At 51.6% G+C, this 23,395-nt stretch carries 25 protein-coding genes; 10 read left to right on the forward strand and 15 right to left on the reverse strand.

The window, feature by feature from the left end; genetic code table 11:
• Positions 1-140: 140 nt before the first annotated feature.
• A complete protein-coding gene (locus V0288_RS19475; protein WP_332866829.1) occupies positions 141-917 on the forward strand; it encodes a GAF domain-containing protein in 777 nt (258 codons plus the stop codon).
• Between the two features lie 138 nt (positions 918-1,055).
• On the opposite strand, the gene V0288_RS19480 is transcribed toward V0288_RS19475, so the two are convergent.
• Positions 1,056-2,243, reverse strand: coding sequence for a GNAT family N-acetyltransferase (locus tag V0288_RS19480; RefSeq protein ID WP_422662031.1), 1,188 nt, complete (start codon positions 2,241-2,243; stop codon positions 1,056-1,058).
• A 577-nt stretch (positions 2,244-2,820) separates the two neighbouring features.
• Between V0288_RS19480 and V0288_RS19485 the strand changes: the two genes are divergently transcribed.
• Positions 2,821-4,383, forward strand: coding sequence for a CPBP family intramembrane glutamic endopeptidase (locus V0288_RS19485; RefSeq protein ID WP_332866831.1), 1,563 nt, complete (start codon positions 2,821-2,823; stop codon positions 4,381-4,383).
• On the opposite strand, the gene cobW is transcribed toward V0288_RS19485, so the two are convergent.
• Entirely contained in the window at positions 4,380-5,420 is a 1,041-nt protein-coding gene (gene cobW / locus V0288_RS19490; RefSeq protein WP_332866832.1) for a cobalamin biosynthesis protein CobW, read from the reverse strand. The genes V0288_RS19485 and cobW overlap by 4 nt on opposite strands.
• A gap of 208 nt (positions 5,421-5,628) precedes the next feature.
• Between cobW and V0288_RS19495 the strand changes: the two genes are divergently transcribed.
• Entirely contained in the window at positions 5,629-5,829 is a 201-nt protein-coding gene (locus V0288_RS19495; protein WP_332866833.1) for a hypothetical protein, read from the forward strand.
• 385 nt (positions 5,830-6,214) lie between these two features.
• On the opposite strand, the gene V0288_RS19500 is transcribed toward V0288_RS19495, so the two are convergent.
• The gene (locus V0288_RS19500; RefSeq protein ID WP_332866834.1) at positions 6,215-6,694 is read right to left on the reverse strand and encodes a cyclic di-GMP-binding domain-containing protein, MshE-related; all 480 of its coding nucleotides are present in this window, start codon (positions 6,692-6,694) and stop codon (positions 6,215-6,217) included.
• Positions 6,695-7,213: 519 nt separating this feature from the next.
• On the opposite strand from V0288_RS19500, the gene V0288_RS19505 reads away from it, so the two are divergent.
• Positions 7,214-8,407 (forward strand): AI-2E family transporter, encoded by a 1,194-nt coding sequence (locus V0288_RS19505; RefSeq protein ID WP_332866835.1) that lies wholly within the window; start codon positions 7,214-7,216, stop codon positions 8,405-8,407.
• On the opposite strand, the gene V0288_RS19510 is transcribed toward V0288_RS19505, so the two are convergent.
• Positions 8,385-8,729 carry a DMT family protein gene (locus V0288_RS19510; RefSeq protein ID WP_332866836.1) on the reverse strand — a complete coding sequence of 115 codons (345 nt, stop codon included), beginning with the start codon at positions 8,727-8,729 and terminating at the stop codon, positions 8,385-8,387. The genes V0288_RS19505 and V0288_RS19510 overlap by 23 nt on opposite strands.
• A 127-nt stretch (positions 8,730-8,856) precedes the next feature.
• Positions 8,857-9,771, reverse strand: coding sequence for a 50S ribosomal protein L11 methyltransferase (prmA, locus tag V0288_RS19515; RefSeq protein WP_332866837.1), 915 nt, complete (start codon positions 9,769-9,771; stop codon positions 8,857-8,859).
• A gap of 233 nt (positions 9,772-10,004) precedes the next feature.
• Here prmA and psb30 point away from each other — a divergent pair, with 233 nt between their 5' ends.
• Positions 10,005-10,124 (forward strand): photosystem II reaction center protein Ycf12/Psb30, encoded by a 120-nt coding sequence (gene psb30 / locus V0288_RS19520; RefSeq protein WP_332866838.1) that lies wholly within the window; start codon positions 10,005-10,007, stop codon positions 10,122-10,124.
• Between the two features lie 546 nt (positions 10,125-10,670).
• Here psb30 and V0288_RS19525 read toward each other — a convergent pair.
• From V0288_RS19525 to V0288_RS19535, 3 genes are read right to left on the reverse strand one after another with little or no spacing between them, the layout of a single operon-like run.
• Complete coding sequence (locus tag V0288_RS19525) at positions 10,671-11,000, reverse strand: HdeA/HdeB family chaperone (RefSeq protein ID WP_332866839.1); 330 nt, start codon at positions 10,998-11,000, stop codon at positions 10,671-10,673.
• A gap of 53 nt (positions 11,001-11,053) precedes the next feature.
• On the reverse strand, positions 11,054-11,410 hold the full coding sequence (locus tag V0288_RS19530; RefSeq protein ID WP_332866840.1) for a hypothetical protein: 357 nt from the start codon (positions 11,408-11,410) through the stop codon (positions 11,054-11,056).
• 56 nt (positions 11,411-11,466) lie between these two features.
• Positions 11,467-11,718, reverse strand: coding sequence for a cytochrome-c oxidase (locus tag V0288_RS19535; protein WP_332866841.1), 252 nt, complete (start codon positions 11,716-11,718; stop codon positions 11,467-11,469).
• A gap of 342 nt (positions 11,719-12,060) precedes the next feature.
• Here V0288_RS19535 and V0288_RS19540 point away from each other — a divergent pair, with 342 nt between their 5' ends.
• Positions 12,061-13,755 carry an ABC-F family ATP-binding cassette domain-containing protein gene (locus tag V0288_RS19540; protein ID WP_332866842.1) on the forward strand — a complete coding sequence of 565 codons (1,695 nt, stop codon included), beginning with the start codon at positions 12,061-12,063 and terminating at the stop codon, positions 13,753-13,755.
• A gap of 34 nt (positions 13,756-13,789) precedes the next feature.
• Complete coding sequence (locus tag V0288_RS19545; RefSeq protein WP_332866843.1) at positions 13,790-14,248, forward strand: peroxiredoxin; 459 nt, start codon at positions 13,790-13,792, stop codon at positions 14,246-14,248.
• A 38-nt stretch (positions 14,249-14,286) separates the two neighbouring features.
• Here V0288_RS19545 and V0288_RS19550 read toward each other — a convergent pair whose 3' ends face one another.
• From V0288_RS19550 to V0288_RS19570, 5 genes are read right to left on the reverse strand one after another with little or no spacing between them, the layout of a single operon-like run.
• Complete coding sequence (locus V0288_RS19550) at positions 14,287-14,691, reverse strand: hypothetical protein (protein ID WP_332866844.1); 405 nt, start codon at positions 14,689-14,691, stop codon at positions 14,287-14,289.
• Positions 14,692-14,694: 3 nt separating this feature from the next.
• Complete coding sequence (locus V0288_RS19555; protein WP_332866845.1) at positions 14,695-16,623, reverse strand: AAA family ATPase; 1,929 nt, start codon at positions 16,621-16,623, stop codon at positions 14,695-14,697.
• Positions 16,624-16,631: 8 nt separating this feature from the next.
• On the reverse strand, positions 16,632-16,814 hold the full coding sequence (locus tag V0288_RS19560) for a hypothetical protein (RefSeq protein ID WP_332866846.1): 183 nt from the start codon (positions 16,812-16,814) through the stop codon (positions 16,632-16,634).
• Positions 16,811-18,853, reverse strand: a complete 2,043-nt coding sequence (locus V0288_RS19565; protein ID WP_332866847.1) for a DEAD/DEAH box helicase family protein — start codon at positions 18,851-18,853, stop codon at positions 16,811-16,813. Before V0288_RS19565 ends, V0288_RS19560 begins: the two co-directional genes overlap by 4 nt.
• Position 18,854: 1 nt before the next feature.
• Positions 18,855-19,163: a hypothetical protein gene (locus tag V0288_RS19570; RefSeq protein ID WP_332866848.1), complete on the reverse strand. Its 309-nt coding sequence runs from the start codon at positions 19,161-19,163 to the stop codon at positions 18,855-18,857.
• 668 nt (positions 19,164-19,831) lie between these two features.
• On the opposite strand from V0288_RS19570, the gene V0288_RS19575 reads away from it, so the two are divergent.
• Both V0288_RS19575 and V0288_RS19580 read left to right on the forward strand, forming a co-directional pair.
• Positions 19,832-20,923: a glycosyltransferase family protein gene (locus V0288_RS19575; protein ID WP_332866849.1), complete on the forward strand. Its 1,092-nt coding sequence runs from the start codon at positions 19,832-19,834 to the stop codon at positions 20,921-20,923.
• A gap of 3 nt (positions 20,924-20,926) precedes the next feature.
• Complete coding sequence (locus V0288_RS19580; RefSeq protein WP_332866850.1) at positions 20,927-21,313, forward strand: hypothetical protein; 387 nt, start codon at positions 20,927-20,929, stop codon at positions 21,311-21,313.
• A 146-nt stretch (positions 21,314-21,459) separates the two neighbouring features.
• Here the strand turns inward: V0288_RS19580 and V0288_RS19585 are convergent, their stop codons facing one another.
• Positions 21,460-22,266, reverse strand: coding sequence for a response regulator transcription factor (locus tag V0288_RS19585; protein WP_332866851.1), 807 nt, complete (start codon positions 22,264-22,266; stop codon positions 21,460-21,462).
• A 260-nt stretch (positions 22,267-22,526) separates the two neighbouring features.
• On the opposite strand from V0288_RS19585, the gene V0288_RS19590 reads away from it, so the two are divergent.
• On the forward strand, positions 22,527-22,787 hold the full coding sequence (locus tag V0288_RS19590) for a DUF6761 family protein (protein ID WP_422662032.1): 261 nt from the start codon (positions 22,527-22,529) through the stop codon (positions 22,785-22,787).
• Between the two features lie 51 nt (positions 22,788-22,838).
• On the opposite strand, the gene grxD is transcribed toward V0288_RS19590, so the two are convergent.
• Positions 22,839-23,162, reverse strand: a complete 324-nt coding sequence (grxD, locus tag V0288_RS19595; RefSeq protein WP_332866853.1) for a Grx4 family monothiol glutaredoxin — start codon at positions 23,160-23,162, stop codon at positions 22,839-22,841.
• Positions 23,163-23,395: the final 233 nt, after the last annotated feature.

Here is a 23,395-nt window from a genome sequence, read left to right on the forward strand (position 1 = left end):
TCCGAATCTTCTCGTTACCCCCGAAAGCCGATCTCGGAACCATCGGGATTTAACGAACGAAAGCCCGGTGAATCGCTTCTTTTCAGTCTCGGAACCGCTTTTTACCCTTAACCCTCATCCCGCCGGGAACTATCTACCCCATGAAAGACCTAGCGATCGAACCGACCGATTTTTCCCGTATCTCGGAAACCGAGGGGGATCTAGAAAGTACCCTCCGAGAGATCGCCACCGATACCGCCCGAAAATTGCAAGCCCGTCGATGCTCGATTCTCTTGGTTTGTGAAGGAGAGAATAAGGAAAAGAACGCGAAAAACCTGCAAATATTCGCCCATTACGGTGATCTGTCCCGCTCGGATTATCCAATCCCGCTCCCGCTCGATCGGGGTTTGGCGGGAACCGTGGTACTCACCGGAAAACCCCTGCTGATCCGCGATATCCGGCGCTCTCCTTTCCGGGCGATGGCCCGCTACCCGAACTGGAATCCCAGTTGTCTGCTGGCCCCGATCCGGGTGGGCGATCGAATTCTCGGCTCGATCGCCGTCAGCCTTCCGAGCGAGAAACTTTGCTTTGACGAACTAGATCTCGAAATCCTGGAATTATTCGCCAAACAAACGGCGCAATCGTTACAGATCTTTCACTTACGGGGAATGGTTAAATCCCGCTTCGTCGCGATGGCCGTGCGGGGAGAGATCGAGGCGAATCGTTCGATCGACATCCATCGCGAGACAGATCTTTTCGAGATCGCCGTCCCCCCCCATCCGCAGAAACTCGCCAAGATCGTCGCCAAGGCTTTCTTTACCGAGTTAACCAAAGCCGGCTTCAGCGCGCGTCAGGTCATCGAAATCGCCACCGAGGTCTTAAATTTACTGCAAAAAACCCTCGATCGGCATAAAAATCGCCTCGGAGGACGGGAGTAGGGATAGGGAGATGGGGAGATAGGGGAAATGAGGGAGGTGAAGGAGATGGGGGAGAGACAGTTATATAGAAGATCTATCCTCCTGCCTCCTGCCTCCTGCCTCCTGACTCCTGACTCCTGCCTCCTACCTCCTGCCTCCTTACACTGAAAACTCGATCTCGCGCTTGGTAAAGGGTAAATCCTGGTTAATCGCCTCGATTTCCTCTTCTTCCATCCGGTTAATCTCGCCGATGTAGTGGCGGAGAAGCTGGCCCATTCTCGGGTTGTAGAAACGATGGAGGCTATGGTTAGGGGTGGCGGGAAAACCGCGGCGTTTTTTGTGCTGTCCCCCGGCACCGGGATCGAAACGTTGGATACCGGCGCGAATCGCCCAATCGATCGGTTGATAATAACAGGCCTCGAAGTGTAAACAGTCGTATTCCTCAAAACTTCCCCAATAACGACCGTATAGATTTTCTCCCTTGCGAATACAGAAGGATAACCCCACGGGTTTCGGTTCGCTCTCGTTTTGAAAGGCGGTTACTAACACCACGCGCTCGCGATAGTTCGGGTATAATTGCTCGAAAAACTTGTGGGTGAGGTATTTACTGCCCCAGTAGAATTTATCGCAGGTATTGCTATAGAAACGGTAGATCAGGGGGAAAAGATGGTGGGGGATTTCCTCTCCCGCGAGGGTTTTGATAATCAGTCCCGCGTTGGTGACGGCTTTTCGCTCGCGTTTGATGTTGCGGCGCTGGTTGGCGTTGAAAACGGTCAGATAGTCGTCGAAACTGTTAAAACCTTTATTATTCCAGATATAACTGTGGTGTAGCCAGCTAGTGAAGCCGAAACGCTCCATTTTCAGCCGCCATTCGGGATCGACAAAGAGGAAGTGACAGCCGGAAAGACGGTTTCGATCGCAGAATCGATCGATCGACGCTACCATGAGCGCGGTGATTTCCTCCTCGTCCTCTCCCGGCGCGATCAGGAAGCGATACCCCTCCGCGGGGGTGAAAGGAGTCATTCCCAATAGTTTCGGGTAATAGCGCACCCCCAAACGGTGCGAGAGATCCGCCCATTGGTGATCGAAAACGAATTCCCCGTAACTATGACTTTTAATATACAAAGGCGCGGCGGCGATTAATTGGCGATCGCTCCAGACGGTGAGATGGGTGGGTTGCCATCCCGTTTTTCCCGTGGCACTCCCGGAGGTTTCCAGATTATTCAGCCATTCCCATTCTAAAAACGGCGTGGTTAACGGTTTCGCCAGCGCGTCCCACGAATCGCGCGGGATCTCGCTCATTTTCTGTATCCAAGAGACGGTGTATCGAGAAGTAACCGGTTCCATCGGGCGCTAAGTTTTGTAAATCGGATTTCTACTAAGGTAATCCGGTTTCCCGACTTACGGGAGCGGACACGTCGCTTTTTCCGACAAAGATCCACCTCGCTCGAATTCGGGAGTACCGTCGCGAGCGAGTACGGGAGATCGTCGAAAGCTAGGGTACAATCGATCGAGTTGAATGACGGCGAAATCGTATGGCGATCGAGAATTGGCTCGAATGGCTGACAATATTCGGTTATGTCGCGGTGACGGTCTTTATTTTCTGGCAGATCGTCACGCGGTAAATTCGGGCGAGAGATCTCCTTCTCCTGTCAAGGTCGGGGAATTCCGCGGGGAACAGGGGGCGCGATGCCATTGTTGCTATGATCGGGAATAGACCCCTCGCACAATTCGTTTTTGAAAGCCTAAAAACCTAAAAAATCAGGATTATACACGATAAATAGTTTTTTTTGCAAATTTTAGCCATAAAATTCTTTCTTTTTCCTCCTGACTCCTAACTCCTGACTCCTGACTCCCTAACCACACGACAATTTTTGAATTCCGTACATAGGTCTAATACCGCTATCGCCAGAGATTCCCGTCCATGTCCTTTAATTTCCGTGAAAAATTGCAATCCCCCGCGATCAAACAGGCGATCGTGGTCTTGGTAACGATCGTCGCCCTCTTTCCGGCGGTCACGTCGTTAATCCTCAGCGTTAACCAGCCACAGGTTCAATCGAATTTACAACTCTACCAGATCGATCTGAACCTACAGGCCTCGGAAACTCCCGCGACGCTTGACGGGGGCGATCCCGACGACTTCCGATCGCTACAAGCCTCTCTACTGGGCGAAGATCCCCTGGCCACGGCCGAGAAACAGTACGAAACCACCCTCGCGACCGCCCGAAAATCTCTAGAAAAACTGCAAAAAACCGAGAATCGTCGCTCGATCGTCCGACGGCGGGGCGATCCTCTCTACGACCAGATCAACTTCGTACAAGAGGTCGAACTGAAATTAGGAACGATCGAGGCGGAACTGGGAAAAACGGAAGAGGCAGAGAAAATATGGCGAAAAATTATCGATAACGCGGATAAAGAACTGTATAAACCCTCGACCGTGAAAAGCGCGCTTTTATTAGAGGGTTTGTATGACGATCCCCCGCGGGTTCTGCCGAACGCGGCCAAGAGAATCGAACGGAACTTCCGGGGTTGGTTTCGCGATACGGCGCTCGAACGTCTCTACTCGAGCGAGAACCGTCCCGAAGCGCTGGAAGCCTTACGCCAAGAACGCGGCGAGCGCGCGATCAAAGCGCTCCAGACCCTTTTGTTGATTTCCCTCCTACCGATTCTCTGCGCGCTCGTCGGTATCGCCCTCCTGATCGCTTTACTGGTACAGTTTTTCCTCCGCAAAGATCGATCGCTCCTGTATCTAGGCGAGAATCAAGCCTGGGAAACCCCCTGGGACGCTTACACGATCTGGTTAGTCCTCGTCGTCGGGTTTTTCTTCGCGGGGCAAATCGTCTTACCGGTTTTGTTCGGTGGGTTGTGGGCGCTCTTGAGCATCGACGCGGGTTCGTTTAGCCTATCCTACAAGGCGATCTACATCGTCATCAGTTATCTCGCCCTGACGATCGCCGGTTTATCGGTACTGTATCTCGCGCTCGCTCCCTTCCGTCCCCTGCCGAATGGTTGGTTTCGGTTCCGGTGGTGGGGTCGCTGGCCGTTATGGGGGATCGGCGGCTATTTCGTCGCTTTACCGTTGGTGATCGTCGTTTCCCTGATCAATCAGCGGCTCTGGCAGGGGCAGGGGGGCAGTAATCCCCTGCTGACGTTAGCCCTGGAATCGCGCGATACCGTCGCCCTGGTCTGTTTCGCGTTCACGGCCACGATCGCCGCTCCCTTTTTCGAGGAAATCCTGTTCCGCGGGTTTTTATTGCCCTCCCTGACGCGATATTTTCCGGTATGGGGGGCGATCGGCCTCAGTAGCCTCGTTTTCGCCCTCGCCCACCAGAGTTTATCGGAAGTCCTCCCGCTTACCGTCCTCGGCTGTGTCTTGGGATTCGTCTACACCCGATCGAAAAACCTCCTCTCCTCGATGCTGATCCACGGTCTTTGGAACGGGGGGACACTGTTGAGTTTGTATCTACTGGGAAGTAGCGCGGGTTAATTCATCTCCGCGAGGGTGGCGGAAATTCGCTCGCCATCGAGGTCGCGACCGATCAGGACTAGACGCGTCCGTCTCGTCTCGTCGGCTTTCCAGGGTCGATCGAAAAAGGAGTCGAAGCGATCGCCCACTCCCTGCAAGACCATCCGCATGGGCTTCCCGGCCACGTTCACGAAGCCTTTCACCCGGTAGATCTCCTCGTTGGCGACCAGTTGTTTTAACTGCCGGGTGAGGGTTTCCGGGTCGATCGGTCGCTCGATCGACAGTTGCAGGGAGTTAATCCCGTCATCGTGATCGTGTTCCTCCTCGCTGTCGTGGTGACTCGGCCGGGAGTCTAAATTTTCCTCGACCGCGGCGTTAAATCCTAATAGCACATCGGGGGTAATTTGTCCATTGTCGCAGGGAACAATTTTCACGCCCGATCGCAATTCCGTTTTCAGCCAAGCGGTGATCTTTTCTAACTCCGCCTCGCTGACGAGATCGGTTTTCGTGAGTAGGACGAGATCGGCACAGGCTAACTGATCCTCGAATAATTCCTCGATCGGCGTTTCGTGTTCTAGATTGGGATCGGCCTGTCGTTGGGCGTTCAGCGCGTCGAGATCGCCCACTACCCGACCGGACGCGAGCGCGAGACAATCGACCACCGTTACCACCCCGTCCACGGTGGCCCCGGTGCGGATTTCCGGCCAGCGGAAAGCCTGTACGAGGGGTTTCGGTAGGGCTAACCCGGAGGTCTCGATCAGCATACAATCGAGTTGTTCGCGGCGTTCGAGCAGTTTCTGCATGGTGGGGAGAAATTCCTCTTGGACGGTACAGCAGAGACAACCGTTTGTCAGTTCGACGATATTCTCGATCGATTCCCCCTCTTCCTCGCAGATCCGGCAATCTTTCAGTAAATCGCCATCGATGCCCACCTCGCCGAACTCGTTGACTACCACCGCGACGCGTCGGCCCTGATTATTCTGTAATAAATGACGGATCACGGTGGTTTTTCCCGCGCCGAGAAAACCGGTGATCACGGTGACCGGAATTTTGTGCATAGAGCGCTCCCGAATATCGCGTGTGAATCACCGATCACTGTACCGGTCGATCGGGGGGATTCTAGGAAATCGGTAGGGAATTCTTCACGATCGACGAGTCGATCGATAGACTGTCACAGCGCCGGCACGGTTTCCGGATCGATCGACTATTCTAAAAATAATCGAATTCCCTCGGGAATTCTTCGGTGTCTCGGTGTGGGGGTGTGCCATGTGGCAAAGACTTTTTTTAGCGATCACGCTCGCTTTTCCTCTCTATTTGACGATCGAGCTCCGGCAGTCGCCTCCCCTGACGGATAGCGTGGCCCGCCGGAGCGATATTCCCGAGCGGGTCAACCGGAAGCTCGATCGGAAAATCGAGGATTTCCAGCAGAAATTACAACAGGTTCGCTCGTCTCTTCTGGATAAGTAAAGAGAGCGGGAACGGCTGTCAGCGAGCGACCGGAAAGGATGCCGAAGCTGACGGCTAAACAGTAGACCTCCCGCGAAACTAAGAATTGAAGGCTAAATTCAACTAGAGGCTTACGGTTTCAAGAATAAAAGAGCGAAAAATTCACGCCTTATACTTTTACGCTCTCTCTAGTCCTCCTTTCTCCTCCTGGCTCCCGTTCTCGATCGAGAGGAGAGTACGAGCGAAGCGAACTTCCCGGCTCCCGTCCCGACCGGAAATTTTGGATGGTCGCGGGAGGTCTATTATCTAACCGGAGAAAACCGGCGAGAATTTCCCGAACGCCCGACAATCGGCCGCGGAATGTGGCGAGGTTGGCGGTCGATCGTCGGAGCGCGGATAAAAAAACTTATCTGACCCCGATTTCCACGCGCGTTTCCTTATCGATCGGTTTCACGAAGGGCGAATCTCCCGCGTGTTCCGGGTATAAATGTTTCAGGAAGAAATCGATCGTGCTTTGTGCCAGCCATCCTTTTAAAACGGCCATCGTTCCCAATCTGACCCACAGGGTTCTCTCGTTCTGTTCCCGGACGATCTCCTGAATTTGCTCCTCGTCTAACAATCCCGCCTCTTTCAGATAGAAACCCAAGGGCTTACGGGAGGCGATTTCGGGATTCTGGATAATTTCCCGCCATTGACCGGCGAAAAAATCGGCGGTTTTCTGTTTGATCCAACCTTTTCGAGCGAGAATATCGCCGAGAGCCTGGCTTCGATCCCTGGAATGTTCTCGCAGGGCTTCTTCAAGTTGGACGGGGGTAATGAGATAGGCTTCCCGGAGGATCTCGCCAACTTTTCGAGAAGGTAAGGGGGGTACTGGCCGTTTCGACATGAATATTCTGTCTCCCTTCGTGGATTAGAGATCGTTTTCCTTACTGGAGTTACATATCTAACATTCCCAAATCAAAGGAAAAATTGCGCGGTCAAGCACCCAAAATACTCCTTCCGATACATTGACTGTTCCGATCGCTTCTGTCTCTGTATCCGAGAAATCGCTCTCGAATTCGACCGCGGGGTGGATTCGCGGGGCGTAATCCACCGGAAACCCGGAATTCGACCGCGGGGTGGATTCGCGGGGCGTAATCCACCGGAAACCCGAATTCGGACTTTACCCCCTAAAATTCTGATTTATCAAAATATTTCGATTGTTTTCCGAGCTTTTTAAGGATAATACCCTCGCTCCCGCCGATCGCCTCCTATTCTCGCGAAAAATCGGCAATTCCGCCGGAGAGCTAAAAGATACATCCGATCGCTCGTTTTCGGGATTTGCCGCCGGGTTCCCCCGCCGATCGTCAAGTCCGGCTACTATCTGGCAGAATACAGATATCGAAACAACTCCGGAAGAGGTTTCATGGCTGAGGTTAGCGCGACTGTTCCCAAACGCAACTGGATCAAAGCGTGGTGGCAATCCCTAAATTCCCTATCCCGTTTTCTGATTATTGCCCTGGCCGCGCCGCTTCTCGTGTTGAACGCCTGGGCTTTATCCGCTATTTTCGGGTATTTCGAGTCTTTATTCGTTGTTTTACTGATTTCCGCGGTACTGTCGTTCCTGTTGGGATACGCGGTGACGTGGCTGGAGAATCAGGGGCTAAAACGGGAACTCGCGGCGATCGCCGTTTCCCTGATCACCCTGCTGATCTTTGTTGCCGTCGGCATTACCCTGGTTCCTCTCGTTTTCTCCCAGGCACAACAGTTAGTAGCCCGACTCCCCGAATGGCTGGACTCCGGACAGCGCCAACTGATGCAGTTGGACACCCGTATCGACACGATGAACCTTCCCGTCCCGATCAGTTTCGATGGCTTGATCGCCCAGATTAATAGCCGTTTGGGAGCGGAATTACAGATTTTAGCGGGTAGGAGTTTGAATATCGCGCTAAATCTGACCGTTTTCACCGTGGTGCGCGTGGTCGATGTTTTATTAACGGTTATCCTCACCTTTTACCTACTCCTGCACAGTCCCGACATCTGGCAGAGTCTGATCGCGTGGTTACCGAAACCGGTTCAACAACCCTTCTCGCGCACGCTTCGATCGAGCTTTCAGAATTATTTTGTCGGTCAGGTGATCTGCGCGACCTGTATGGCGATGGGATTGGTCGCGGCGTTTCTCTTTCTGAAAGTTCCCTTCGGCTTACTGTTCGGTTTACTGATCGGGACGATGGCCCTGATTCCCTTCGGGGGAACCGTGGGCATTATCACCGTCACCGCGTTGCTGGCCCTGCGCGATATCGGGTTAGCGCTACAGGTGTTAGCGGTCGCGGTCATCGTCCAGCAAATTGTCGAGAACGGTGTCGCCCCGCGGATTCTCGGCAGTGTGACCGGTTTAAATCCCTTCTGGGTGTTGGTCGCGGTTTTGACCGGGGCGCGGGTAGGCGGTCTCCTCGGCGTGATCGTGGCGGTTCCCACCGCGGTCATGATTAAGGAGGCTCTGGAGGTGATCCGGGAAACGAGACCGGAAGACGCGAAAAAAAGCGTTACTCCGTCGGAAGAGACGATTTCCGAGATCGCGCCCTTTTCCGATCCCTCTAGCGAGGCGATTTCTCGCTAAAAATTAAATAGGCCGCTCCCGCGAGAAGCATGGCGGCGAAAAAGTAATTTCTCGTCACCGGAACCCGGAAATAGAGGGTGCTGAAACCTGCGAAAACGAGCATGGCGATGATTTCTTGTAAAACTTTCAGTTGGGGTAGGCTGAAATAGCCCGCCCCGATACGATTGGCGGGAACTTGAAAGCAGTATTCCAAGAATGCGATCGCCCAACTAACGGCGATCGCGAGGGCTATCGGCGCGGTTTTCAAGTCTTTGAGATGACCGTACCACGCGTAGGTCATGAAAAAGTTAGAGATCAGTAGAAGGGCGATCGGTTTCCACATATTGCGAGAGAGGAGTCAGGAGTCAGGAGGCAGGAGGTGAGGGAGGGAAAAGGTGAAAGGGTAAAGGTGGAAAGATTCAGAAAGCTCTTTTCCCTTTTCCCGGGTCTCTTTCCCCCGAAAAATCTCCCTATGTCCCCATTTCCCCATCTCGATCGAGCCGTCGGATATTGATACAACACCATTCCTGACGCTTCCAGAGGGCGGAAATCTCCCAGCCGTTGGTTTCTAGCGCGTCGCTCACGATATCGACCCGATCGAGGATAATCCCGCTTAAAATGCCCCAGGTCTTCGGTCTCGCGAGTAGGGTTAACCCCGGCAGGATCTCGACGATCGTTTCCGCGAGAATATTGCAGACGATGCCATCCACACCATCGGGGATAATTTCCAGCAGTTCGCCGGCACTTCCCTCGTTAATGCTCAATTTCTCCGGGTTAACGTGATTCAGGTGACGGTTAGAGCGCGACGCGTTGACCGCGAGCGGATCGGTATCGACCGCGTACACCTTGCGCGCGCCGAGTAAAATCGCCCCGATCGAGAGAATTCCCGACCCGCACCCGATATCGGCGACGGTTTGCTCTTCCGCGCGATTACTCAGGCGTATTTCTAACGATTCCAGACATAATTGCGTCGTCGGGTGCGTTCCCGTCCCGAAAGCCGTTCCCGGATCGATGGTGATGATCAGCCGGTCGGAATTCGCGGGAGGGTCTAACCACGCGGGATTGACGAGAAATCGATCGCCCACCTCGATCGGCTCCCAGTGCTGTTTCCAGCTACTCGACCAATCTTCCTCGTCCAGTAACCCCCACTCCATCACCGGCTCGGGGATGGCTAATAATACGGCATCCTGACGCAACCAGAAGGATAGGGCCGCCAGATCGATCTCTCTAACCTTAATATCGGGAATATACGCCCGAATAAACGAGATTTTTCCGTTATTCTCCGTCGCCGTTCCCGAACAACCGAATTTTTCTAGCCGCCAAAAGACGGATTCCTCTAGATTCGGCTCGCACGAAACCTTAATTTCCCACCAACGATTGGACATGAAACGTCAAAAATACCAACCCTTTATCATAACATCGCCCTCCCGCGATTTTCCCGGCTTCCGGCCGGGATCGCCAAGACTTTTTTCGATCGAGCGGCGGGATTCAGAATTGTCACAAAACTTTATATATTTTTGTGTAGGGGGAGAGAAACGGGGAATCATCCCCTGTATGATAGACAATGGTTTTGACCCGAACTGCCCCTAGACTCGTTTAAACAGCTTAGGAGATATCAATGGAATACCTCGCGGCCCTTAATTTAGAACCGATTTTTCAACTCACCTTCGTCGCGCTGATCATGTTAGCCGGCCCCTTTATTATTTTCCTGCTGGCTTTCCGCGGCGGCGATCTCTAGAATTTCCTCGTGGAGATTCGGAGATAGGAGCTATAAGTCAGGATTCAGGAGAAAAAAGCGCTTATCCTGAAAAAAGAATCGATTACTCTCTCTCGCGCGATCGGGGTCGGTCGCGGAAGCATCCGGCAACCGAAAACCATTTTCGCGAGAATTCTGTAAATCAAACGCGTTATCGTTATCCGTGCTTTCTCGAAATCCCTCCCCGGTGGGGGGTTTTTTTGTCGGACGGGAAATGAGCGATCGATCCGGGGAGACAGGATGCGAATTCCTTCCCGAAGCCGGTAAGTTATTCAGAATTGAAATTATTGCTCGCGATAAGGCGGTCGGTGAGCGGGACAATTGAATCGATCGTTGAAATTCGGGACGGCTTAAGCGTTGAAACCGATCGACTAACAGATCCGTTCTCGTAAGTCGTTTTGAACGAAGTGAACCCCGACTATTAAGGAGTTGGTGTCGGGTTCTGTAATCCTGACACGACCTACTAATTTACAGGAAGTTCGAGAGTTTTGTCCGTCGATCGGCCGTTAAAATTGAAGTTTCGATCGACTAGCGAGATCTTCCCCGATACTCCTGAAAGACAGATATTAGCGTTCTTTTCGGATTATCGGCACAAACGTTCTCGATCTGGTCGGTGAGTTGGGCTAATCGATCGACATCGAACATCGTCTCGTTCTTTTTGCCATTAAAAAAGCCGTGAAAAAGACTCATCATCAACGCCCGGTTTTCGGAACTCGCGAGCAGTAATTCCCGACAGGTGACGGCTTCCATGTTAAACATCGAGGGGTTCGAGCGAGTTTCCGCTTTGGCGATCGGGGCTAGACTTTGACTGGCGATCGTTACTAAGATTAAAGCCGGTAGAGCAAACTGAATTCGCATAATTATTGACCTGCTCAGTTGTGATTTTCTCGATATATTTTCTTTCGGAAAGCTTACCGAATATACCCGTCGCGACAATCTTCGTAAGCCCGTTCGTACAGGCGATCGTAACGGTCGGTCCGGCGCGCTCCCCCGCCGATCGCCCCGACGGCCGCGCCGATCGAGGCTCCTTTTCTGGCCCCTCTTCCACCCCCGAAAACCGCGCCCAATGCCGCCCCGGCCGCCGCGCCCCGCATCGCTCCCCCCAAAACTCCCCCGCGCGAATTCTCTCGGGCATAATCGCGCGCGTAAGAGTCACAGTAATCGGGCGAGTAAATCGGTCTTCGTTGCGCTAGGGCGACACCATTGGAGAAGGGTAAAATCGTCCCCAAAGAGAGCGCCCCTATCGTTACAATCGCTTGAATTTTCATGTTCAGGAATGTTTTATTGATAGGACACGTAACCTCTAAATCGGTGGTTATTCTCTCTAAGACATCATGGTAGAAGAACGGACATTCAGCGGGATTTCTATCTTGCCATTTCCCAGCATATCGACCCCGCTCACGCTAAAGATATTGGCTTTAATTCCATTCTCCTCGAAATTCGTTTGTAGTTCTTTCATGAGAACCTGTTCGACTTTCCCTTCATCATCCGCCACCGCGCGCAGGAGTCGAGCGGCAAACGAGCCGATTTTCGCGCTGAGTAGTTCTTCAACATTCGTGATCTCGATAATAACCATCGGTTTTCCTCGCGTGGTACGGGTGAAAAAATTCGAGTATCGAAGAGAAATCGCGCGAATTTCGCGATCGCTCTATAAATTCCAGAAATATTGTACCCGACCCGCGCGTTCTTTACTTTATCGATAAATCGTGACAATCCGGTAACTTTTAGCGCGCGCTGACGAGAAACCCCGTCCGAGGGGGCGGTCGGCGATCGGTAGCGGAAACGATCCCGAATTTTCCCGAAAAACGCGGGAACTCGTCCGATCGCCTCTCATCGATCGAAACGGTGACAAAGCTTAACTTACTGTTACAATTGGATCGACCTTCCTCACCCCGACCCTCCGGTCGCTCGATCGACGATGCTACGACTAGAAAGAATCAGCAAAATTTACCCCACCGGGGAAGTATTAAAAGATGTGACCTGGGAAGTGAAACCGGGCGATCGAGTGGGATTAGTCGGGGTCAACGGCGCGGGAAAATCGACCCAGTTAAAAATCATCATGGGGGAGATCGAACCGACCGCCGGCGAGGTGATCCGTCCTGCGAGCCTACACATCGGTTATCTCACTCAAGAATTCGAGGTCGATCCGGGCCGTACCGTTCGCGAGGAATTCTGGACGGTTTTCCGCGAGGCCAATGAAGCGCATCACGGTTTGTTGGATGTGCAACACGCGATGGAAACCGCCGACCCCGACGAGTTAGAGAAATTGATCCATAAACTCGATCGATTGCAGAGACGTTTCGAGGCGCTCGACGGCTACGGACTGGAGGCGCGGATCGAGAAAATCCTGCCGGAAATGGGATTCGAGAGCGATGACGGCGATCGATTGGTGAGTTCCTTTAGCGGTGGTTGGCAGATGCGGATGAGTTTAGGGAAAATTCTCCTCCAAGCTCCTGATATCTTGCTGTTGGACGAACCGACGAACCATCTCGACCTAGAAACGATCGAATGGTTGGAGAAATATCTAAAAGGATTGACGATCCCGATGGTTATCATCTCCCACGACCGCGAATTCCTCGATCGCCTGTGTAATCGCATCGTTGAGACGGAACGGGGCGTTTCTACCACCTATTTAGGCAATTATTCGACCTATCTACAACAGAAATACGAACTTCGGGAAGCCCAACAAAGCGCCTACGAACGCCAACAGAAGGAACTGGAGAAACAACAGGTTTTTGTCGATCGATTCCGAGCGAGTGCGACCCGGAGTACCCAAGCGAAAAGCCGGGAGAAACAATTAGAAAAAATCGAGCGAATCGAGGCTCCGATCGGGGATGTGCGAACCTTGAGATTTCAGTTTCCCCCCGCTCCCCGCAGTGGTCGGGAAGTGGTGACGATCGAGGAACTGGTACATACTTATAACGAGAAAATTCTCTTTCTCGGCGCGAATCTGGAAATCGAACGGGGCGATCGAGTCGCGTTTCTCGGCCCTAACGGTGCGGGAAAATCGACGTTATTACGCTTGATTGTCGGGACGGAAAAACCGACCGAGGGAAAAGTAGAAATCGGCAAACATAACGTGATCCCCGGTTATTTCGAGCAGAACCAAGCGGAAGCCCTCGATTTAAACAAAACCGTTATGGACACGATCCACGATGAGGTTCCCGACTGGAAAGACGTGGACGTTCGCTCCCTTTTAGGTCGATTTCTCTTCAGCGGTGATACGGTTTTGAAGAAAGTAGAATCCCTCAGCGGGGGCGAGAAAGCGCGTCTGGCACTGGCGAAAATGTTACTCCAACCCGCGAATTTATTAATCCTCGACGAACCGACGAACCATCTCGATATTCCCGCGAAAGAGATGTTAGAGGAGGCTTTACAGAAGTACGAGGGAACGGTATTGATCGTCTCGCACGATCGCTATTTTATCTCGCGGGTGGCGAATAAAATTGTCGAGATCCGCGACGGGGAATTAGTGACCTACGCGGGCGATTATCACTATTACTTAGATAAACTAGAAGAGGAAAAGCAAAAAGCGGAACAAAAACGCATCGAGGCAGAAAAAGCGGCGAAAGCGGCCGCTAAACGCGCCAAACAAAAGGCGAAAAAAGGCTAAGATAAAAACCGTAGGCAAGAGGTAATTAAAGACTATGGCATCTCTAAAAATAGGCGATCGAGTTCCCGAATTCTCTCTCCCGAACCAAACGGGGGCGATTGTAAATAGTAGCGATTTTATCGGGAAAAAGCCCGTCGTTATCTATTTCTATCCGAAAGATGACACCCCCGGCTGTACCGCGGAATCCTGCGCTTTCCGGGACAGTCACGAGGTATTTACCGACGCGGGTGTGGAAGTGATCGGCATCAGCGCGGACAGTCCCGAATCTCACCGTCAATTTGCGGCGAAATATAATCTTCCTTTCACGTTATTGAGCGATACGAATAATCAGGTTCGGAAATTATTCGGGGTTCCCTCGACGTTATTCGTATTACCGGGACGGGTGACTTACGTGATCGATAAAGAGGGAATTATCCGCCATATTTTCGATTCCATGCTCGATTTTAAAGCGCACGTCACCGAGTCTTTGAATACGATTAAATCTTTCGTGTAAGGTTTGGGGCGCGAGTTTGGGGCGCGAGACTCGCGCCCCTACTCTCCGATAATTTTTTGAATATCGGCTTGAATTTGATAATAGGTTTTTCCTTCCCAGCGTTCTTTTAGCTCCTGTAACCCGACTTCACCGTACTTACAGAGAATTTCTAATACTTCCTTTCCGTCCGCGGGTTCGGGTTGATAATTGCGTTTACAGATAATATGAACTCCCGCTTCTAGCGCTAGACGGACATCGGGACTCACCTGACCGATCTCGATTAATTCCGGTCGATTGGTTAGCCTTACTTCCGAAATATCGAGATCTTCTTTGAGCGCATAAGCGGCCGCGAATAGATACGCGTCTACCATTCGATCGAACGTCTTATTCTCCACCAAAACTTTTAAATAATTCCGCGCGTTTTCCGACGGGCGAACCAGTAAATTCGGATCGATACGTTTCATAATTTATTCCTCCCGATCGATTGTCGAAGCGTCTTCATCGGCACTCATCCGTCGAATCGTCAGCGTTTTCGCGATATGGGGACGGATAAGGGTTAATAACTCCTCGGGAAAATCTCGATCGGTCGCTAACACGATCACCTGTGAATTTAAATTCGGTAGCGATTCGATAATTTTGCGCTGGTGTTCCGTGTCCAGATGACCGAAAGGGGTATCCATAATTAACGGTGCGGCCGTCCGCGACGCTTGATTTAGTCCGGTGATAAAAGCGAAGGCTAACGCTTCCTTTTCTCCAGCGCTCAACACGTCCGGTTGTAATAATTCCCCCGTCACCGTCCGCACTCCCAGCGTGTAATCCTCGGTAATTTCTACTCCGACATATTCATCGGGTTTATTCGTTACTTGACAATATCGCTCGGTTGTGATGTCGGTGATCCGTTGACGGGATCGATCGATATGCCACTCGATCAATTCATTGGCCGCGTCCCGCAATCCTCGCGCGAGGGTAACTTGTTCGGATAGGGTTTTGGTGATTTTATCCTGACCGGCTAACAGTTCGATCGCTCCTCGTAAACTTTCGGCCTGTTTTTCCCTGATATCTATCTCGCGATACAGTCGATCGATCTTCTCCTGAATTCCCTTTACTTTCTGCTCCCATTCCCCCACTTTTCGCCAGATTTGGTTCGCTTCATCGCGACTCGTTCCCGCGGTGTCCTGTTTAAGATGTTGGATCTGTCGATCGAGATCTTCCATGTCCTCTTCCAATCCATCGCGAGCGAGTAAGAGATTATCGAAACTCGGATAGTTAGCGTCGAGAATTCCCTGTAAACTTCCCTTTAAACGGTCTTTCTCGATCATCTCGTCGGCTAAATTTCCCAACTCTTCCAATCCCTCGATCTGTTGTAGGATATACTCGCGGGAGTCTCGATCGAGGCAACGGCCACAGAGACAGGTTTCGTCTTTGAGAATATCCTTTAACGTGGCGATCGATACCGATTTCCGAGTCGTTTTTAGCGTCTTCACCTGTAACTCATCGACCATTTCCTGCACGAAATTCAACAACAGGGGAATCGACGCTTTTTTCAACCAATCGTTCACCGCTTTCCTCGCGGTCTCTAACTTCATCTGTAAAACACTTTTCTGTCGTTCCAATTCCTCTAGACGATCTAACTGGTGTCGTAAATCCTCGATCTGGGACGCTCTCTCGATCGCGTCTTGATGGATTTTAATCGCTTCCCGTTCCTGTCTTCTCGCGTCCCTTACCTGCGCTTTTTTAAGCTCGATCTCCTCGTCGAGATCGGCGAGTTCTTTCGTTTTCCGATTTAATTCGGGACGGGACGCAGCCGCTTTATTCAATTGTTTATCTAAATCTTTTAAAGCGATGTCCGTATCGTATCGAAGATTTCGCAATTCGGGAATCCCTAGAACTTTTTCGATCGCTTCCTTCGCTTCCTCGGTTTGCGTCACTCGCGCGTATTGCTCTATTTTTACCCCATCAAAACAGAAAAAATCTCGAATCGACGGGGGCAAAAGTGCGTCGATGTAATCTTTAGGATTAATTTTATCCTGCCCGTCCTCGTTATAGGTCGCGTTCTCGGGGTTCGCAAAAAATTCTTTTCCTCTCGCTTTTAGCGTCGCCGATCGGGTAATATAATAATTCTTTCCTTTATCGGTAAAATTCAACTCCACCCGTAATTCTTTTTCGGCACGTCCGTCACGCTCCGCTCGATGAAAATATTTTTTTAGTTCACCGTTCCCGATAATATCGTTCCCATATAAACACCATAAAATCGCTTCCATTAAGGAAGTTTTTCCATAGCCATTTTGTCCGAAAATGATGGATATGTTTCGATCGCTATCGAGATCGAGACTAATATTCTCAGATTTATAACATTTCCAATTCGTCAAGCGAATCTGCTTCAGTTTTAGAGTCATAGAAGAAATTATCGGGAGGAGTCGGTATATTTGGCGATCATTTCAACGATCTTAGGGGCTAGTCTTCGGTTTTTAAGATGACTTTTTTCCGTTTCTAAAGCCATCACATCCTTAAAGAGCTTTTCGGGAATGTTATATTTTTTCGCCAGTTCCCCGATTTTCGCGTCGATATCCATTTCGTTGGTACTCATAACAAATCCGAGTAAGTGATCCCGTAGTGACGTAACTCCTCTACTAACATAGTAATCACCGAGGCTTGATTTTTGGCCGATCGAGCGAATTCGATCACCCGTTGAATCTCCGACTCGATTAACTTCACCTGTCCGTCGAGGACGGGAGGAACCACCAAAACGTCGATTAACGTGGCTTTCTCCTTGTTCGTTGCCGCGCGGAGTATCCGTCCGCGACGCTGGATAAACTGCCTCGGAGACGCGTCGCTGGCAAGGATAATCCCCTGACTCACCGCGGGAATATCTACCCCCTCATCGAGACATTTTACCGCTACCAACGCGTCGAGATGTCCTAACGCCAATCGATCGAGTAATTCCGATCGATCGCTCTCTAGAGAACTATACCGCGCCACCCGTAACCCGCGACGCGCCAGACGCGAACTAATCGCCGTCGCTTGCGGAATATCGGCACAATAGATCAATGCCTGTTGTAGAGTATGATCGCGGACAATGCGATCGATCACCTCCAGTTTCGATCCGGCCGCTTTAATAATTCTCGCCCGTTGGATCAACAATTGGTTAATTCTCTCCCTCTCCCCGTCCTCCCTCGCGAACCCGCGCCGGATTTTCGCCGTTAACTGTCGGAATCGATCGTGTTCCGACTCGTCTAGGCTAGTTACATAGACATAATAATCGTACTCGCAAAGAATACCCGCTTTAATCGCCTCTTCTAGCCCGAACTCGTAGACGATCCCGCCGAAATAGTCTAAAACCGTCTCCGTTCCCTCCTCGTCGTAAGCGCGTAACGGGGTGGCCGACAGCCCCAACCGATAGGGGAAATCCTCCCGCAGAATTCGCCGGAAAATCCCCGAACCCGTCGCGTGTACCTCGTCCGCGATCAGTAACGATTCCCTCGGCAATCCCCCCGCATCCTCGATTAACCCCGCGATCGGCGCTTTCGTTAACTCCCCGTAAGTCCCGACGACAATCGCGGGTAATCTGCCTGAAGATAGGACATTATGGTTAATTAACCGCAATTTTCGGAAGAGTAATTCGCGCCAACGTCGGGACTCGCCGATCGCCTCGACGGGAAAAGCATAGGTCGTGCGATATGTCAACTCTTTGATCCATTGCGTAACGATCTCCCGCGTCGGCGCGCCGATAACGATGAGTTCGAGATTTTTGATCCGACTCGCGGCCGCTAAAGCCGTTATGGTTTTGCCGCTACCCGTCGCCATCGCCAGAATTCCCCGATAATTCGCGGCGATCCACGCGTTAACCGCCTCGATCTGTCGCGGTTTCGGGTTAACTTTCAGGGGAGAGGCGAAATTATAATCACTTTTCGCCTCTTTTACCCGGCCGGGTTTCCGGGGTTCCGTGGGAGGGGAGGAGGGACGGAACCGGAGAAGCGATCGCTCGGCCGCCTCGGGAAAGTCGATAATATCGAGATTTTCGGTTTTATTGTGCCATAATCGATCGAAGTTCTCCGCTTTCCGTTCCGCCCGTTGTTTTTCCCCCGCTTCCCACGATCGAAAGACATCGATACACTCGAAATTATCGATCAGGCTGGAATAACTCTCGTTCGCGGAACCGGTGAAAGCGATCGAGTTCCCGTCCGCGTCGGCGAATAAACCTAATTTCTCGTGATAAAGCCCGAAATTACGGATATTTTTAGGAATCGCTAATTTGATCTCTAACACTCCCTGTCCCAATAACCAAGCGAGACAGGCGAATCGATCGCCCGCGATCTCCTCGAATTCCGTTTCTAACACCAATAATAGGGAATTCGTAACGATTTCCTCGCGTTGTTTCAATCCCGTGGCGATCGCCTCGATATCTTCCGCGCTTAAATGGGGGGACGCGATCAATCGCATCTTTCCACCCCCGCGGATTAGCGCCGTCAATCCCCGCGCCACGGCTACCATCGAGGAACTGGAGAAATAGCCTACCGCGCGACAATAGAGAGTCGATCGAGCGAGACAGGGAAGGTAAAAATCCTCGATCAAATCGTGTCGATCGCTCCGGTATTCTTCCAGTAGATTTATAGTCTGTAGATTCACCTTAAATCGATCTCCTATCTCGCTGTAAGTCATAGATCACTTTTTCATAACACCAGTTTTTACTTTTCTGAGGATGTTTAAAGCGGATATTTAAAAGCAAACGCGTGGCAACCGCTCTATCTCCTCCCACCATCGATAGAAGTTGTCTTTCTAGGTGGTTTACCGCGCTCTTACTAGCTCTTTTCCCTTGGGTACCGCTCGATGTTTTCGGCAGAATATCGAGAATTAGCCAGATCGCGTATATCCCGCCGAGGATCAAGACTCCCAAAAAAGAATAGATTAGAATACCTAGCCAGGCGATAAAATCCATAAAAACCTTCGCGCTCGATCGCTGTCTCCTGTACGATATTCCCGTAGCTTTTGATTTCCTTCCAGGCTATTGGAATTTCTCCCGTTCTATCCACCGGGAACATCGGGCTAACTATGCTAACATCGTTATCACCCAAGCTAGAGAATAATTTTTGACGGGATAGCCGAGAGGGGAACCCGGCAAGCTTTCGTGAATATATTATAAAAAATATAGTAGCCTATCCATGAATTCACACGAAGAGGATTTAAGATTTTTTTAATCTCTAATTCGCGAGGCTTTAGGTGTTCCATGAGGAAAGAGAAAGGCATCAAAAAAAGAAACTCGATCGACTCCCTCGACTCGATCGACCTCGCAGACGATCGGCAATCCCGATCCAGATTCCTAGGGATGATGCTCGAAAAAAATCGATCGAGAGCGTTAGATCTTGGAAAAATTCCATTCAAAAATCCTTCCAGGAGACGCTCTAGAAACAAGGAGATCGGGTATCGCCAGTTCGCGAGAAACACGGTAGTTAGTTTAGGAGAATGGTAAAAAAGCTTACCCTTTTCCCTTTCCCCTTTCCCCTTTTCCCTTTATTAAAGCCTTTCTCGTTTAAACGATCGAACCCCTCGCTCAAGTACAATCTCTAGTGAACCGAACGCGCTCACCCTAGATATTCCCCCTATTTTATGATCCGACCCGTTCTTTACTACGCGATCACGAATCACGGTTTCGGCCACGCGGTTCGCGCCGCCTCGATAGTCAACGAGATTCTCCAACTGAACCCGGATATCCTACCCATCCTCGTGACGACCGCGCCGCGTTGGTTACTGGATTCCTATATCGCCGGCGAGTTTATCCAACGGCCGCGGGGTTTCGACGTGGGAGTGATCCAGTCCGATAGTTTAAAAATGGATAAAAACGCGACCCGAGAGAAATTAGAAGAGATCCGTCGTCAGGCGAACTCGATTATCGCGGGAGAAGTGAATTTTATCCGGACCAATCGAGTCGGGTTGTTACTCGCCGATATTCCGCCCCTAGCCGCCCCGATCGCCCGTACCGCCGGAATTCCGGGCTGGATGATCGGTAACTTCGGCTGGGATTTTATCTATCGCGATTGGGGCGAGGAATTCGCGGGAATTAGCGATTGGATAAGCGACTGTTACCGACAGTGCGATCGACTGTTCAAACTGCCACTTTCCGAACCGATGACCGCGTTTTCCAACGTCACCGAGGCGGGCTTAACCGGTGGCAACCCGCGATACAGCGAGAGTCAATTACGGGAGGAGTTTACCATCACGACGCCGCGAGAGCGAACGATCCTGCTCAGTTTCGGCGGTTTAGGATTGGAAGCGATTCCCTACGAGAACCTACAAGCCTTTCCCGACTGGCAATTTATCACCTTCGAGAGAGACGCGCCCGATTCGCCCAATTTAGTACGGTTACGGGATACGGCCGATCGTCTATACCGTCCCGTGGATTTTATGCCGATCTGCGGTCGCGTGATCTCCAAACCCGGATACAGTACCTTCGCGGAAGCGTTACGTCTGGAAGTGCCGATCGTATCTCTAACCCGCGAGGGATTCGCCGAATCACCGATTCTGCTATCGGGAATCGAGAATTACAGTTACCATCAGATTATCACCGCCGAGGAATTCTTTCGGGGGAACTGGGACTTTTTGCGTCAACCCGTCAATCCCCCGCGCTTATCGGCCCGTTTACCGAAAGACGGCGCGGAAACGATCGCCCGGACGGTGGTGGACTATTTCGCCAGGAGATAATCTATGGTCAGATTGACGATCGATAGCCAGAAAGACGCTTATCCCCTCGATCCCGCCAAATTAGAAGCCCTGCAAAGTGGTAGGAATAGCACCCGACTCGATCCCGGAACCTACCGCATCTGCATCCAGAGTGGCGAGTTCCGGTACGGATCGACCGGGAATCGCTCCTTTCCCCCCGAACCCTGGGTGATCCTCCGGATCTACGGCGGGAAAGTGATCAATCGGCAAACCGGAAAAGCGGTCGGTTGTACCTGGTCTTCGTTAAACGGTTACAGCGATATCCTCACGCTACAGGTACTCGAACCGGCCTGTATCAGCGCGATCTTTTTCGATACCCGGACGCGGAACAATTGGGGACTCGTTCGCGTCTCGATCGAGAGAATCCCCTGAAAAACTAGATTTCTATCCAAATATCCGGGAGATGGGAAAGGTTAGGGAGATGGGGAGCAAAAATGATTGATATAGCTCGATACTCCTGACTCCTGACTCCTTAACCGCGGGACAATTTTTGAATTCCGCTCGTAAGATCCGCCGTATTAACTCCCGTGGCGCGCGGGAACTTTAACCATCGATCGAGCGTTCGGGGTTCCGTGGGTGGGGAAGATGGCGTTCGTCTCGCCCTCGCGCGGATTTTCCGAAAAAGTCGCGCCCGTCTCGGAAAGCACCTCCTGATTGAAACGATAGCCCACGTTCCGCACCGTTTGAATCAAGCTCGGCTGTCGTGGGTCGGTTTCGATTTTCTTGCGGAGGGAAAGAACGTGAGTGTCGATCGTTCGGGGGTTGTCGATCGCGTCCGGCCAGGCCCGGCGCAGTAACTCCGAGCGCGATAGAGGATTTCCCTCCGCTTGCGCCAAAACGTAAAGAAGGCTAAATTCTTGGGGGGTTAACTCGATATACTCCCCGCGGAACTGTACCCGACGCTGGGCGAGATCGATTTTCAGTTCGCCGTAGTCGAGATGGAGCGGGGCGGCCGCGGCCCGGGCCCGTCGGGTGAGAGCTTCCACCCGCGCTAGAAATTCCTGCATTCCGAAAGGTTTTCTCAGGTAATCGTCCGCCCCGGCTTTTAAACCGTTCACCACGTCTTTCTCGCCCGTGCGGGCGGAGAGGACGAGAATCACCGATTGTCGTTGCCGGGAGAGCCAGCGGCAGAGTTCGATCCCGTCCCCGTCGGGTAAGTCGGAGTCGATAATCGCGAGGGTCGGTTGCCGATGGAGAAACGAGTGGCGCGCGCTCTGAAGATTGGCGCACTGCCCGACGAGATAACCCGCCTGTTGCAGATGCCAGGCTAATAGCGATCGCAAGTGAGGGTTTCCCTCGACGATAGAAATATGGATCGATCCCACCTGAGTTCTTTTCCTTACGATTACACTCACCGTCAGGGTATCAGATCTTATGTCAAGATGTTGTAACAATCGCTACGGGGAAACGATTTCGCGCGCGAGAAAACCCATCAAATTCGGACATTCGCGAATTTCCCGCCATCGGGAACTGATTTTCCGGGAGGGGGATAGCTACAATAGAGAGGGTGGGATTGCTAGAAACCCGCCTCGCGACCTCTCTCTACACCTCATTGTTATACTATCGCTCTTTTTTAGCCATGCCCATGCTCCAAGATACCCAATCCATTCGCTACTATCAGAGGCTCACCGATGAAATGGTGGACTTGTGGAACCGAGGATCGCGTTACGACGAGATCCGGATGTACGTGGATGGTTATCTAGCCTGTCTGCGCCATTCCAACGTTCTCGAACCTTACCTCGTCCACCGTCTCGAAGAAGAGGTCTTCGGCTTTCTCCGCGATCCCTACAATTTTGAATACCTGTCGCCGCAAACCCAAACTCAAAGGGAAGTCGATTATTATTAGTCCCGATCGCTAGGCCCGGCCTTTCCTAGCCTAGCGATTCCCCGAACGGTTCTAGGAAGCTAAGGCCACCTGAACCATCTGTTGTAGTTCGCCGTTCTGGTACAGTTCGGCCATGATATCGGAACCCCCGATGAACTCGCCGTTAATATACACCTGCGGGATCGTCGGCCAGTTAGAATATTCTTTAATTCCCTGCCGGATCTCCGGATCGGCTAAAACATCGGCGGTTTCGTAGGGAACCCCTAAACGATTGAGAATTTGCACGACATTATTCGAGAAACCGCACTGGGGCATTAATTTATTGCCCTTCATGAACACGAAAATCTTGCTACTCGCGATGAGGTCATCGATTTTTTTTTTGGTTTCGGGTGTCATAGGTCTGCTGACTAGAAGAATAAGCGAAAGAAGCCGTAATAGCGATACGGCCTAACCTCCAGTGTATCACACCCCTCCCGGATACGCCGTTTTTTAGTCTTTTTCACGGAATCGCCCTTCACGCAATCGGCGATCGGGAGTCAGGAGTCAGGAGTAGGGTGTAGAGGAGTAACATTCTCGAAACGCTCGTTTTTTCCCGCGACTCTATTCTCCCTAGATTTATTTTCCACTCC

The sequence above is a fragment of the Pannus brasiliensis CCIBt3594 genome, assembly GCF_036688125.1.
GTDB lineage: Bacteria > Cyanobacteriota > Cyanobacteriia > Cyanobacteriales > Microcystaceae > Pannus > Pannus brasiliensis.

Coding starts and splice junctions, on each gene's coding strand:
- V0288_RS19480 (WP_422662031.1), bottom strand. CDS start 2,243: ATGGAACCGGTTACTTCTCGATACACCGTCTCTTGGATACAGAAAATG.
- V0288_RS19575 (WP_332866849.1), top strand. CDS start 19,832: ATGATCCGACCCGTTCTTTACTACGCGATCACGAATCACGGTTTCGGC.
- V0288_RS19505 (WP_332866835.1), top strand. CDS start 7,214: ATGGCTGAGGTTAGCGCGACTGTTCCCAAACGCAACTGGATCAAAGCG.
- V0288_RS19525 (WP_332866839.1), bottom strand. CDS start 11,000: ATGCGAATTCAGTTTGCTCTACCGGCTTTAATCTTAGTAACGATCGCC.
- V0288_RS19545 (WP_332866843.1), top strand. CDS start 13,790: ATGGCATCTCTAAAAATAGGCGATCGAGTTCCCGAATTCTCTCTCCCG.
- psb30 (WP_332866838.1), top strand. CDS start 10,005: ATGGAATACCTCGCGGCCCTTAATTTAGAACCGATTTTTCAACTCACC.
- V0288_RS19495 (WP_332866833.1), top strand. CDS start 5,629: ATGTGGCAAAGACTTTTTTTAGCGATCACGCTCGCTTTTCCTCTCTAT.
- V0288_RS19580 (WP_332866850.1), top strand. CDS start 20,927: ATGGTCAGATTGACGATCGATAGCCAGAAAGACGCTTATCCCCTCGAT.
- grxD (WP_332866853.1), bottom strand. CDS start 23,162: ATGACACCCGAAACCAAAAAAAAAATCGATGACCTCATCGCGAGTAGC.
- V0288_RS19590 (WP_422662032.1), top strand. CDS start 22,527: ATGCTCCAAGATACCCAATCCATTCGCTACTATCAGAGGCTCACCGAT.
- V0288_RS19530 (WP_332866840.1), bottom strand. CDS start 11,410: ATGAAAATTCAAGCGATTGTAACGATAGGGGCGCTCTCTTTGGGGACG.
- V0288_RS19555 (WP_332866845.1), bottom strand. CDS start 16,623: ATGACTCTAAAACTGAAGCAGATTCGCTTGACGAATTGGAAATGTTAT.
- V0288_RS19535 (WP_332866841.1), bottom strand. CDS start 11,718: ATGGTTATTATCGAGATCACGAATGTTGAAGAACTACTCAGCGCGAAA.
- V0288_RS19500 (WP_332866834.1), bottom strand. CDS start 6,694: ATGTCGAAACGGCCAGTACCCCCCTTACCTTCTCGAAAAGTTGGCGAG.
- cobW (WP_332866832.1), bottom strand. CDS start 5,420: ATGCACAAAATTCCGGTCACCGTGATCACCGGTTTTCTCGGCGCGGGA.
- V0288_RS19570 (WP_332866848.1), bottom strand. CDS start 19,163: ATGGATTTTATCGCCTGGCTAGGTATTCTAATCTATTCTTTTTTGGGA.
- V0288_RS19510 (WP_332866836.1), bottom strand. CDS start 8,729: ATGTGGAAACCGATCGCCCTTCTACTGATCTCTAACTTTTTCATGACC.
- V0288_RS19475 (WP_332866829.1), top strand. CDS start 141: ATGAAAGACCTAGCGATCGAACCGACCGATTTTTCCCGTATCTCGGAA.
- V0288_RS19550 (WP_332866844.1), bottom strand. CDS start 14,691: ATGAAACGTATCGATCCGAATTTACTGGTTCGCCCGTCGGAAAACGCG.
- V0288_RS19540 (WP_332866842.1), top strand. CDS start 12,061: ATGCTACGACTAGAAAGAATCAGCAAAATTTACCCCACCGGGGAAGTA.
- V0288_RS19560 (WP_332866846.1), bottom strand. CDS start 16,814: ATGAGTACCAACGAAATGGATATCGACGCGAAAATCGGGGAACTGGCG.
- V0288_RS19485 (WP_332866831.1), top strand. CDS start 2,821: ATGTCCTTTAATTTCCGTGAAAAATTGCAATCCCCCGCGATCAAACAG.
- prmA (WP_332866837.1), bottom strand. CDS start 9,771: ATGTCCAATCGTTGGTGGGAAATTAAGGTTTCGTGCGAGCCGAATCTA.